Annotated in this window: 9 protein-coding genes and 1 riboswitch; of the genes, 1 reads left to right on the top strand and 8 read right to left on the bottom strand. The window is 42.4% G+C overall.

Translation table 11 applies throughout. The annotated features are described in order from the left end of the window. Nucleotides 1-78: 78 nt before the first annotated feature. From BY457_RS07490 to BY457_RS07515, 6 genes are all read right to left on the bottom strand, one after another. Nucleotides 79-2,199: a M3 family metallopeptidase gene (locus BY457_RS07490; protein WP_106152719.1), complete on the bottom strand. Its 2,121-nt coding sequence runs from the start codon at nt 2,197-2,199 to the stop codon at nt 79-81. 131 nt (nt 2,200-2,330) lie between these two features. Beyond that, the gene (gene htpG / locus BY457_RS07495) at nt 2,331-4,385 is read right to left on the bottom strand and encodes a molecular chaperone HtpG (RefSeq protein WP_106152720.1); all 2,055 of its coding nucleotides are present in this window, start codon (nt 4,383-4,385) and stop codon (nt 2,331-2,333) included. A gap of 97 nt (nt 4,386-4,482) precedes the next feature. Then, nucleotides 4,483-5,523 (bottom strand): ABC transporter ATP-binding protein, encoded by a 1,041-nt coding sequence (locus BY457_RS07500; protein ID WP_106152721.1) that lies wholly within the window; start codon nt 5,521-5,523, stop codon nt 4,483-4,485. 14 nt (nt 5,524-5,537) lie between these two features. Continuing rightward, nucleotides 5,538-6,608 (bottom strand): iron ABC transporter permease, encoded by a 1,071-nt coding sequence (locus BY457_RS07505; RefSeq protein WP_106152722.1) that lies wholly within the window; start codon nt 6,606-6,608, stop codon nt 5,538-5,540. A gap of 4 nt (nt 6,609-6,612) precedes the next feature. Then, nucleotides 6,613-7,806, bottom strand: coding sequence for an ABC transporter substrate-binding protein (locus BY457_RS07510; protein WP_258176655.1), 1,194 nt, complete (start codon nt 7,804-7,806; stop codon nt 6,613-6,615). Beyond that, nucleotides 7,791-8,027: riboswitch (cobalamin riboswitch) on the bottom strand. It overlaps the preceding gene by 16 nt. A 232-nt stretch (nt 8,028-8,259) precedes the next feature. Beyond that, nucleotides 8,260-9,462, bottom strand: a complete 1,203-nt coding sequence (locus tag BY457_RS07515) for a hypothetical protein (RefSeq protein ID WP_106152724.1) — start codon at nt 9,460-9,462, stop codon at nt 8,260-8,262. Nucleotides 9,463-9,549: 87 nt separating this feature from the next. Here BY457_RS07515 and BY457_RS07520 point away from each other — a divergent pair, with 87 nt between their 5' ends. Beyond that, on the top strand, nt 9,550-9,741 hold the full coding sequence (locus BY457_RS07520) for a DUF6132 family protein (RefSeq protein WP_106152725.1): 192 nt from the start codon (nt 9,550-9,552) through the stop codon (nt 9,739-9,741). A 64-nt stretch (nt 9,742-9,805) separates the two neighbouring features. On the opposite strand, the gene tdh is transcribed toward BY457_RS07520, so the two are convergent. Both tdh and ppk1 read right to left on the bottom strand, forming a co-directional pair. Beyond that, entirely contained in the window at nt 9,806-10,843 is a 1,038-nt protein-coding gene (gene tdh / locus BY457_RS07525; RefSeq protein ID WP_258176656.1) for an L-threonine 3-dehydrogenase, read from the bottom strand. 189 nt (nt 10,844-11,032) lie between these two features. Next, nucleotides 11,033-13,111: a polyphosphate kinase 1 gene (gene ppk1 / locus BY457_RS07530; RefSeq protein WP_106152726.1), complete on the bottom strand. Its 2,079-nt coding sequence runs from the start codon at nt 13,109-13,111 to the stop codon at nt 11,033-11,035. Nucleotides 13,112-13,319 lie beyond the last annotated feature (208 nt).

Raw genomic sequence — 13,319 nt, forward strand, 5'->3', positions numbered from 1 at the left:
TGCATCTCAGACTTTTGAGCAAAAAAAGGGATTACTCCCAAACTGGAATAATCCCTTTCTAAAAAAAATAGTGAAATTCTACTCTTCAAACCCCAGTTTCTCCAACAGCGGCTCGATAGAAGGCTCCTGTCCACGGAACTTTTTATACTGAACCATGCCTTCGCCCTCTCCCACTTCCTGCAGACAGTGTTTGCGGAATTTGGCTGCCAGCTCTTTGTTAAACAAATCACCGGATTCTTTAAAGGCATTAAATGCATCAGAATCCAACACTTCGGCCCATTTATAGACGTAGTAACCGGCAGAGTAACCGCCACTGAAAATGTGAGAAAAGTAAGTGGATCGATAACGAGGCAGTATTTCAGGAATCAGCCCTATTTCGTTCATGGAAGCCTCTTCAAAAGCATTGACATCATCCACTTGATCTTCAGTGGTAAGCGTATGCCAGTCCATATCGAGCAACGAAGCAGCCAGGTACTCCACATTGGCAAAACCCTGATTAAACAGGCTGCTGTTCTGCAATTTTTCAATCAATTCATCAGGCAATACCTCACCTGTTTCATAATGCTTAGCGTAATGGCGAAGCACCTCAGGCTCTCCACACCAGTTTTCCATAATCTGGGAGGGTAACTCAACAAAGTCGCGGGGTACATTACCGGCAGTACGGCTATATTTTCCTTCAGTAAAAAGACCATGCAAGCCATGTCCAAATTCATGAAAAAGGGTGTTTACCTCGTCCCAGGTAAGCAATGAAGGGGTATCACCGGTAGGTTTGGTAAAGTTGCAAACAATCGAAACCAAAGGATCTACCACTTCACCCGCTTTATGATCGTAACCGGCATCCCGAAATCCTGTACACCAGGCTCCTACCCGCTTACTTTTGCGTGGGAAGTAATCAAGATAAAGCAAACCAATATGCGAACCATCACTCTCTTTCACCTCAAAAACTTCTACATCTTCGTGGTAAACAGGAATATCTGAACGCTTCTCGAAAGTAATGTCGTACAACTGATTGGCCACCCAAAACATGCCATCTCTTACATTCTCCAATTTGAAGTAAGGCTGCATCTGCGATTCATCCAGGTCATATTTTTGCTTTCTGAGTTTTTCGGCATAATACCACCAATCCCAGGGAGCAATATCAAAGTTCCCGCCTTCTGCATCAACGATGGCTTGCATCTGAGCCAGTTCCTCTTTAGATTTTTCCAATGCCGGATTCCAGAGTTTATGAAGGAAATCATAAACCGCATCCGGTTCTTTGGCCATATTTACGTCGATCACATAATCGGCATGATTATCAAAGCCTAGCAACTCAGCTTTTTCAGCACGCAATGCAACAATTTGCTTAATGATCTCCTTATTGTCATACTCATCGTTGCGATCGCCACGCATAAAATAGCCACGGTACAACTCTTCGCGTAATTCACGGTTTTCGCCATAAGTCAGAAATGGAATCCAACTTGGTTTCTGAGCATTAAACAGCCATTTTCCTTCGTATCCGGCAGCATTGGCTGCATCAGCAGCAGCACTTTTTACGCCATCAGGCAATCCTGCCAGTTTGGATTCATCTTCAATTACCAATTCAAAGTTTTCATTGGTCTCAGCAAGCAAATGCTCTCCAAACTTCAAGGTAAGCGAAGAAAGCTCAGTATTAATCGCCTTCAGCCGCTCTTGTTCTTCAGGATTCAGGTTGGCACCACTGCGTACAAAATCCTGATAATACTTGGTGACAACACGTTTTTGAGAGTCATCTAATCCTGCCGTATCCATATTTTCATAGACCTCTTTTACCCGGGCAAAAAGATCCATATTCATCATTACTGCATCGCGGTGCTGACTCATTAATGGAGAGATTTCGCGTGCAATAGATTGTATACTGTCGTTACTCACGGCAGAACGTAAGGGATAAAACACGCTACTTACTTTGGTCAGCAACTCACCTGATTGGTCGAGTGCCAGGATTGTATTCTCAAAAGTTGGTGCCTCAGGATTAACAGCAATGGTTTCCACCTCTTCCTGTGCCTGTTTGATACCTTCCTTAAAGGCCGGCAAATAATGTGATTCCTCAATTTCATCGAAAGGAGGTGCCTCAAAAGGCGTCTCATACTCTGCAAAAAAAGGATTCACACTCTCTTCAGAGTCCTTGCTCTGGCAGGAAGCTAAAACACCTACTGCCAAAGGGATTAAAAATAGTCTCTTCATAGTCATATTTTTTGTATAATCTCAAAAATAAAAAATATGAGAAATATCAACAATGACATTGTGCAGGTAGGGGAAGAAAAAAAGGTTGCCAGCAAACCGGCAACCTTTTCTATTCTGGTGTCATGATTATATTAAATCAAATCGATGCTTCTTTTCACGAAACGGTTCAATGCTTCACCTTTCAGCATGTTATTGGACAACAACGCCAGGTCAATAAGTTGTGAAACCAGCTTATTTTTGGAAGCAAAGCTTTTGAGCGACTCATCTTTCTTACCGCGGAGTTCCGTAATTTTCTTCTCCACATCTTCCAGCTCTTCTTTCTCAGCCTGGGGGATTTCCTCCTCTTTCTTGTCAGCTTTTGCTTTCTCCAATTCGGCTTTACGTGATTCCAGACTATCCATTTTCTTACGGACTGAACCAACACTTTCACCAACTTCCTCTTCACAATCCTTCACAATACGCTGAACCAAAGAATGGTTGCCATTGACCACAAGATTATAGCTATCCGGCATTTCGCCATAGAAGGCCATTGGACCGCCACCATTCTGACTCATTTCTTTCATACGGCGCATAAACTCCTGCTGAGTAATCATCACCGGCTTGTCATCGGCCGACAACGCCTCGAATGAAACCACAAAATTGGCTTTGTCCATATTGGGAATCTGAGAACTGAAAATGGTTGTCAGGTTGTCTTTCTCGGCGTCAGACAATTTAAGTTCGGTGGCTTCTTCCTGAGGAATCAGTTTTTCAGGCACATCACTGTCCACTCTCACAAAACGAGCCCCTTCAAACTTCTGCTCCAGATGATTGATAAAATGCGTATCCAGCTGACCATCCATCAGCAACACATCATATCCTTTGTTTTTGGCAGCTTCGATGAAAGAATACTGTCCTTCGGCATCGGTGGCATAAAGATAAACCAGTTGCTTATCTTTGTCGGTCTGACTGTCTTTGATAATGTTCTTGTATTCATCGAAAGTAAAGAACTTACCATCTGTATTTTTCAACAAAGTAAATTTCTGAGCCCGATCGTAAAATTTCTCATCGGTCAGCATTCCGTACTCAATGAACACTTTCAGGTCGTCCCACTTAGCTTCGAAAGAGGCACGGTCAGTTTTAAAAATCTCATCCAGTCTGTCCGCAACTTTTTTGGTGATGTGACTGGAAATTTTCTTGACATTGGAATCACTCTGCAGGTAGGACCGCGATACATTCAATGGAATATCCGGAGAATCAATTACCCCGTGCAACAAAGTGAGAAATTCAGGGACAATACCTTCAACAGAATCCGTTACATACACCTGATTGCAATAAAGCTGAATCTTATTTCGCTGAATCTCTATATTGTTTTTAATCTTGGGAAAATAGAGAATTCCGGTCAGATTAAAAGGATAATCCACATTCAGATGGATATTGAACAACGGATCCTCGGCCATCGGGTAGAGTTTCCGGTAAAATTCTTTGTAATCCTCATCCTTCAAATTTGAAGGCGATTGTGTCCACAGTGGATTGGTATCGTTGATGACGTTCTCCTCATCCTTCTCTACTTCTTTTCCGTCTTTCCACTCGGTTTGCTTACCAAAAGCGACAGGAACAGGCAGGAACCCACAATACTTCTTCAGCAAACGATTGATCTCATCCTTGCTGACAAAATGTTGATTCTCATCGTCAATAAAGAGCACAATATCGGTACCCCGCTCCTTTTTGTCGATCTCTTCGAGGGTATATTCAGGACTTCCGTCACATTCCCATTTCACTGCCTTGGCATCGTCTTTATAGGAAAGGGTGTGAATTTCCACTTTCTTGGACACCATGAATGAAGAATAGAATCCCATACCGAAGTGCCCGATAATGGCATTGGCATCATTTTTATATTTTTCCAGAAACTCGTTGGCTCCCGAAAACGCTACCTGATTGATGTACTTCTCAATCTCATCGGCAGTCATACCAATGCCACGGTCAGAAATAGTAATGGTTTTCTTTTTTTCGTCGATGGAAACCCGAATGGTCGTATCACCAACTTCCCCTTTGTAGTCGCCAATACGGGCCAGGGTATTTAATTTCTGCGTGGCATCCACAGCATTGGAAATCAACTCACGCAAAAAGATCTCATGATCAGAATAGAGATATTTTTTAATAATCGGAAAGATGTTCTCGGTACTAATACCAATTTTTCCCTTTTGCATAGCTATTTTGTTTAATTTGATTAGACGAAATTTTCGTCGTCAAAAAAGCAAAGCGTATGCCAAAGGGGGCGGACTGACAGATAGGCAGAATGCAGGTCTATTCTGTCAGCAACGTAGCTTCCTCATATTCCAGTTGTGTCAGCAAATCTTCAATGGTACGGAGTTTTTGAATTTTGCCGTCGGGACAGGTCAACAGGTACTCGCGTTTTCCGTCGGATTTTACCTCCACCTGAAATCCGCTAAACGGCTCATCAGAAGCAGCAAAGCCACGGCGGGCAAGCGCCCGGCTTACCCATTTGTATTCTATCCCCTTACCGACAATCCGAATGGTTTTAACTTTTTGTTTCTCCACAGTAAACTGACCTGTATCGTTATCGAAAAGAATGCCCTCCCTTTCAAAAAATCGGCGGAACTCGTTGGTCAGCACCAGATCTTCAGGAGTTCCGGTTTCCATTTTTCGACCTTCAGCCAGTAACCATACCTTATCCGCCATTTGGAGAGCCAGATCCAGATCGTGGGTAGATAAAAGAATGGCTTTATTATGCTGATGTGCCAGTTTGCGCAACAGATGCATGATTTCAATGCGACTGGGCAGATCCAGAAAAGCAGTGGGTTCATCCAAAACAATCAGCGGTGTTTCCTGCACCAGTGCTTTCGCAATCATCGCCTTTTGACGCTCCCCGTCACTCATATTGGTAATGAGTCGTTCTTCAAAACCTTCCAACCCGACGGATCGGATCGCTTCGCTTACCAATTCCTGATCCCTGCTTTTCAGACGACCAAAAAAACCTGTATAAGGTGTCCGTCCCAAAGAAACCAGGTCGGAAACCGTCATATTGGAAACAGTAACCCGCTCTGTCAGTACCACACTCGCCAGCAATGACATTTGCCGATTGGAAACCTTGTCGATCTGATTTCCGGCGATACAAACCTCACCGGACAAACGGGGTAAAAATCCACAAAGTGTTTGCAATAAAGTGGATTTACCCGAACCATTTGGTCCAAGCACACAAGCAAACTCACCAGCCTCAAGCTTCACACAGATATTAGAATGCAGCACTTTCTGCCCATGTCTTGGATGATGGTATCCAATCGAAAGGTCTCTGGTCTCAATTAATGATTTCTTTTCCTCCTGCATAATGACTCCTTTGCTTAAACCCCAGGGGTTCTTAAGTTCTTACCTTTTAATATTACCCAAATTACAACCGGAGCACCAATCATACTGGTTACTGCATTGATGGGCAACGCCCCGTCAAATCCAGGCAAGCGTGCAATCAGATTTGAGAAGAGTGCAACGGCAATTCCGGCAAGGATTACCGCAGGGATCAATACTTTATGATCAGATGTGCGAAACAATCCCTTGGTCAGATGTGGTACCGCCAGCCCCAAAAAAGCAATCGGCCCGCAAAAAGCGGTTATGGTTGCAGTCAGCAAACCTGTACACAGAATAATCAATAGCCGGGAAAGGGAAATATTAATCCCAAGATTACCGGCATATTGTTCTCCCAGCAACATCACGTTCAGCGGCTTAACAAGGAAAAAGGAACCAAGCAGACCCAAGGTAACCACCGGAAACAAAACACCCATTTGTGACCAGGAAACCGTGGAAAAGCTTCCCAAACCCCAAATTACATAAGCATGCACATCCTCTTTCATACTGTAAAACTTGAGGATTCCCACAAGTGCTGAGGCCGCATATCCCACCATAATACCCACAATCAACAACATGGCATTATCTTTCAGATGTCTGGACAAAAACAACACCATGGTCAGCACCAATGAAGCACCAGCAAAGGCAGCCAAAGCCACGGACAAATGACCGGTAAACCCAAGGTGACTAAGGGCCACCCCGCCTATTTTTCCGGCTACCAGTAAAACCAGTGCAACACCCAGGCCGGCTCCCGAACTAATTCCTAATATAGACGGGCCTGCAAGTGGATTGCGAAACAATGTTTGCATCTGAAGACCTCCAACGGCAAGCCCTGCTCCTGCCAATATCGCAGTTATCGCCTGTGGAAGGCGACTTTTCAGAACAATCAGGCGCCAGCTGTAATCCATCTGCGTGTCTCCTGCCAGGGCCTGAATAACTGACCAAAACGGAATATTTACAGACCCCAGAATCAGGTTAAGTACAAAGAGTGTTAGTGACAAAACAGCCAAACCACTCAACCAAAATACAGTCAACTGTCTGCCGGATAAATATTTCTCAAGAAACTGTTGCATCCGGCTACTCGTTCAAAAATTCAAAATAAACAAGCTCGTAATCAGGATATATTTCCGGATGAAAACAAGCCACCAAATCTTTTAATACAACATCAGGCTCTACAATTCCACGTTCAAAAAACATTGAATAAGCAGTATTGGAAAATACCACCTGATTACCCTGAAAAGCCTCAAAATCGCCATACCGGTCATCCATTTGCAGAAAGTCTTCTTTGGTAAAACGGCCATCATGATTAACTGTAATCAACCAGTAATCGCTTTTCCTGAAATCATTAAATACGGTTTCAAAGTCAAGCGCCAAAGAACCTGTTCCCGATTTGTCACCATAAGCATATTTTGTGCCTGCATCTTTAAAGTAGGCAGCCATATAACTGTCTCCTGCAGGAATATACCAGACATCATTGAAAAGGGTTCCGGTTAAGACAGAGGGTGTGGATGTCGAGTTTTCCACCTCTTTTCTGATGGAATTATAGCTTGAAGCAATCTCGGAAAAGAGTCCGGCAGCCTTTTCTTCCTGATCAAAAAAAGCACCGAAAAAGACCATCCATTCTGCTCTTCCCAGCGGGGTGGTTTCCAGATAACCACAATCATTAATCAACAACAGTCCTGCCTCTTTGAGTGTTCCATACCGGTTATCCTTAAAAGGAGAAACAAAAACAAACTGAGGCGCAGAAGCCAACAACACTTCCACATCAGCAGCACTGGCAAGTCCCACATCCCGGATATGGCCTTTCTGAAGTTGCTGCTGAACAAAGGTATTGGAGATATAATGCGGCTCTGCAACACACTTCAGGGATTCTAATTCACCGATCTTCTCCGCAAAAACCACCTGGGTAGAAGAAAAAGCACCCCAGCTCTTTACGGGATATTCGACAAACGGTATTTCTGAATTTTTGTATCGATCAGCAGTCTGCTCATCACCTACCAGCACATAATCCCCAACAGCAGTGCTGTCCCAGGGGTCGGCAACATGTACCAGTTTCAGATCATCAAAATAAGCAATTGAAAAACCTTTTGCATACGAAGGGGTGTAAACCGAATCGGGCTGCTGCGAACCAAATAATTCTTCCACAGGATTTTTTTCTGTGCCCGACTGACATCCGGCAAAAAACAAAGAAAGCGCCAATGCGCCCAGGAAAGATCTTAATACCATCACTTTTTCTCCCGAAAGCTTTTCTTGGTTAAAAATAAAATGCACAGGCAGGTCTTCTGGCTTGCTCAGGATTGAATAGCCTTCCCGGAAAAAAATGATCAATGATCAGTTATCAATTGATTATTGGTAATTGATAATTGGTAATTACTTCCAGTGGCATCAGTTTATTCAATCTCAAAAAAAGAGCTTACAGCTGCGGGTACAGCTCCGGACTTTAACCGGATTCCCTGTTAGGCACATAAAGCACCTGTTACATCAGTTGCAAAATTACATTAATTTGAGAGATTTACAAGCTAACCAGAGTCTGTCCATAAACTAAGCAAAATTTGTTTCTGGTCATGTGTTTTTCAGGAAAGTGCCAGATATAAGGCTTGCGACCGCGTGTCCCCTAAAGCTTTTGCGGTGGCGCAAGCCAGAAAATACGTAGTTTACTTAAGTAAATGAGGAATTTTCGGGCAAGCGTAACGCAGTAAATGGTACTTTATGGACAAACACTACCTAACGGTTTCGAAGTTCCACATTTTTCTCCAGCACCCATTTCCCTTTTTCCCAATTCAGCACATCGTAGGAAAAATCGGGGCCATAATAGCTATAATCGCCTTCATACATAGGCTCCATCGGAGCGAGATGATCCATCACAATGCGCTCTGATCTGTCATCAAATCGCAACATCATATTAGCTTTATTGCTGTATTCATAAATAAGACGCCTTTTTGTCCTGCCATGATCATCAAATATTAACGCTCCAAAACGAGGACGTCCGCTACTGCCCAAAGTGATAACATCAACCACACGAAGCCTCGAAAAAGCATCATTTCCGTTATATCCCAACAAAGTATAAAAAGTATCTCCTCGGTATTTCTCCGTAATTACCTTATAATAGACTGCACCAAACCATTTCTCAGGGCTGAGTCCCGCATATTCCGGTGAAGCTATTTCATCACTTTTATCCTGAAGATTGAAAACACGTATCCTGTCTTCAACCCGCACTGCCACAAGTCCATAAAGGTGATGATCCCCGTTCAGTTCCTCAACATTCCAGGTAACAAGTTTAAGCTGTTCATCAGACGAAATCAATGTCGATACCCCCTGTAAATCTAAAAAATCATGATTGAAAAGCTCTGGGTTCTTCATCAATAGATCCATTCTTATCCTCAGAGAGTCTGCCTGATTAAAAACCGTGTTTACCCCTCTGCTTTCACGGATTCTCTTCAAAATGAATACAGATTTCAAGTCAGGTATATCCAGAAGTTTTCTTTTATCATCAAAAATCTTTACGGAATTCAGATCACCAAAACTTTCCGATTCAATGATCAGATCAATCTCTTCTGTTTCCGATTCAACCTCCTTATAGTTTACAACGGCCACTTTCTTTTCATTATCCACAAAACAGTAGATCAGTCTGTCGGGACGCATTTCAAAGTCCACAAGCGCCGCGCAGGCCGACAAACTACCTGACAATAAATCAACCACCGCCCAATCCTCAGGGAAATTGCCTTCACCGAAAGTATTATCCTCCTGAAGGAGACCCTGTTCCAGAAAATTCAGAAATGAGCCAAACCGGTAATCTTTTTCATTATCATCAGCCTTTATCAAAGCCTCCCAGTTGTCATCCAGAGCGTGGTTGGTCTGACCAAAACCAAAAGAGGAAAACAATAAAAATAGCAAAACAGAAATTCCGAAAAACAGCCTCCACTTCATCAGGAATACTTTTAATTATCTATATTTTTAAATACATCTTATTTTAATTACTTTTGTGATAGCAAATAATATGCAAAACAAAAAGAAATGGAGAACAAAGAAACAAAAAAAATACCGCGACTCTTGAAAATAAGTCTCGGATTAGTTGTGGGAGCTGCGTTGGGATATGGATATTATTATTTTATCGGATGCAACGGAGGTACTTGCCCCATTACAAGTAATCCGTGGAATAGCACCATTGCCGGCATGGTACTGGGAGCTATCTGGACCATCAAATAATCTTTACAGATACAAAACAAAAAAGACGCATACTTGTGCGTCTTTTTTGTTTGATGCTATATTCTTAGTCCCAATTCAGGATCACTTTTCCGCAGTTACCGGCCTCCATAATATCAAACCCTTTTTGGTAGTCATCAACAGAAAACCGGTGCGTAATCATAGGAGATAAATCCAGTCCGGACATCAGCATCTGTTCCATGTGATACCATGTTTCAAACATCTCGCGCCCGTAAATACCTTTCAGCATGAGTCCTTTAAATATAATGGTATTCCAATCCACCACAGTTGAAGGAGGTAAAATACCAAGTAAGGAAATCTTTCCGGAATTATACATATGGGCAAGCATCTGATTAAATGCAGCTTCCGATCCTGAGCACTCCAAGCCTATATCAAAACCAATCATTCCCAAATCGCTAATCACGTCCGAAAGATTTTCCTCTTTGGGGTTGACTACTTTTGTTGCACCCATCTTTCGGGCAAGATCCGCTCTGAACTCATTCATTTCAGTGGCAACCACATAACGTGCACCGGCAAATTTTGCAATAGCCACACACATACTTCCGATAAGTCCGGCTCCTGTAACCAGGACATCCTCCCCAATCAATGGGAACGACAGCGCGGTATGGGTAGCATTCCCGAAAGGATCCATTATGGCAACAATTTCGTCAGGGATTTGCGGATTAATCTTCATCACATTGTTGGAAGGAACTTTAACATATTCGGCAAATGCTCCGTCTATGTTAACCCCAATGCCAACAGTCCTTTCACAAATATGCTGACGGCCGCGGCGACAGTTTCGACAATGTCCGCAGGCAATATGTCCTTCACCGGTAACCCGGTCACCCTCTTTAACATTGGTCACTTCCGATCCTACGGCAGCAACATAACCAACATATTCATGACCAATGATCATCGGAGTTTTTATCGTTTTCTGAGCCCATTCATCCCACTTATAAATGTGCAGATCGGTTCCACAGATAGCAGTTTTGGTTACATTGATAATCACATCGTTATGACCGGGCACCGGCACCGGAACCTCTTTCATCCAGATACCTTTTTCAGGCTTGGCTTTTACAAGTGCACGCATAGTCTTCATTCCCATGAAATTGAATTTAAAAAAATGAAAAACATCAATTAATGTTTGTAAGAAAACCCATGAGTATTCTCACTTAAATTAAACAGATGATAAAGCAGAGATTGCTCTAATCAGAACTGCAACCTTAATGAATACAAATTTAAACAACGAAGCAGCATCAAAAAACCACAAATATCAGCTTTCCGGGACTTTTTATTAATTTGTTCCGGCTTCATCTCCCACCTCCTGGTTGATACGATTCAGATAATTGTAAAACTCAATCTGTGAACGGAAGGGTTTTTCTCCATCAGCAGGTTTGTTTAATCTGTTGGACAAGTCATTATCAAGAATACGGGCAGCACTGGTATCTTTCCACTGAACGAGAAACATATTTAATAATTCATTTTTAAGGTTTTCATCATAAACGGGGCATGCAACTTCAACCCGTCGATCCAGGTTGCGTGACATCAAATCAGCAGAAGCGATATAAATACGTTGACGCTCCCCCGTTCCGAAAATATAAAAACGACTATGCTCAAGAAGCCTGTCTATCAAGCCAATACAAGGTATCGGAGTTCCATTATTGTCATAATCTGGAATCAGGGAAAACATTCCCCGCACATTCAAACGAACATCAACTCCTGCCCTATGGGCCTCATACAATTTTTTGATGATTTTGTAATCCGCAAGATTATTCATCTTTAACCAAATCCGTCCCTCTCCGCCCTGCTTGACAACTTTTATCTCTTTATTAATTAATTCATTGATTCTTTTCCTCAGGTAAAAAGGGGAAACCCACAAATGACTGTAACGCGCTATTCGGTAGTTCTTATCAAAAAATTCAAAAACTGATCCAACCTCCCTGGCAATGCCTTCGTGGGCTGTCATCAGCAAATGGTCACTAAAGACCCGGGCGGAATCCTCATTAAAATTGCCGGTTCCAACACAAGCATAACGCTTCAATTTCCCTTTTTCCTTTCGGGTAAGATAACAAAGCTTTGAATGCACCTTAAGTCCTTTGACTCCGTATATGACCTTAATACCGGCATCGGCCAGTTTATTGGCCCATTTAATGTTGTGTGCCTCATCAAAGCGAGCCTGCAACTCCATTACCACAGTAACTCTTTTACCATTATGAGCGGCATTAATCAGCGCATCCATCACATTAGAATGCTTTGCCACCCGATAAATGGTAATTTTCATATCCTGAACCAGTGGATCAATACTTGCTTCCCGAAGAAAATCAATAAAGTGCAGAAATGAATGGTACGGAAAATGCAACAGAATATCACGTTGGTGCAATACAGGAAATACCGATTGACCGTTGGGATAATATTCATGCCTGATAGGTGGAAGTGGCTCATAAACCATATCGGCACCTCCAATTTTAGGGAAGTCCATAAAATCTTTAAAATTATGGTAACGTCCACCCTGAATGATGGTATCATCCTTGGAGAAATGTAACTTTCGGAGCAGTATCTCAAGTAAATCTTCCGGCATTTCCCGATCATAAACAAAACGAACCGGGGGAGCATCCTTCCTGCGTTCCAGACTTTGAGCAATAGCACTCACATAACTTTCGGAAATGTCATCATCGATATCCAATTCCGCATCGCGAGTCAACTTAAATGTATAAGCACCGATTTCATCAAAATCAAACATATAAAAGATATCCTTCAGCTCAAACCGAATAACATCATCAAGCAAAAGCATGCTGGTGGTTCTCTCATTAGAGGGTACAATAAAAAAGCGCCCCAATGCATCCACAGGAAGTTCAAGCAAAGCATAGATTGATTTTCCTGTCTTATGTTTACGAAGAATCACACCAAGATATATGGCATCATCCTCCAGATCAGGCAAAGGTCTGCGTTTTGAAATAATTATCGGCATCAGTTTAGGCCTGACTTTATGTTCAAAGACCCGGCGTACATATTCACCCTGCTTTTGATTCAGGGATTTCTCATCGAGCATATAAACGTTGTGGTCCTCCAGTTCATGGATAATCTGCTCGTAAATTTTCCCAAATTCAAGCCCCTGCTGACGAACAACCCGGTTAACCTCCCTCAGTGTCTCCAAAGGGGAAGTGCCATCTATTTCGGAATCTTTCCGCAGCTGGACAAGTCTTTTTAACAGTGCCACGCGAACCCTGAAATATTCATCCAGATTATTGGAGTAAATACCCAGAAATTTAATACGCTCAATAAGAGGAACTTCCTTCTTAGAAGCTTCCTGAAGCACCCTGCCGTTGAAAAAGAGCCAGCTCAACTCTTTGGACCTGTATTTGGAATATATCATGGATTCTACATTTAGCAGACAATAAGAAAAACTAAAATATAGATATTTTGTTGAAGTGTTCCAAGAAAATAATACCGAATATTGTTTCTATTTCGGATTTCGGATTTTTTCCTCCTTATATATTAAACCTTTTAATGGTTCTATGGTTTCTATCACGGAGCAGCTTTATCAGATCTGTTTTACCTATCACCTGACCAAACACAAAAAG

This window comes from Marinilabilia salmonicolor (assembly GCF_003003035.1).
GTDB lineage: Bacteria > Bacteroidota > Bacteroidia > Bacteroidales > Marinilabiliaceae > Marinilabilia > Marinilabilia salmonicolor_A.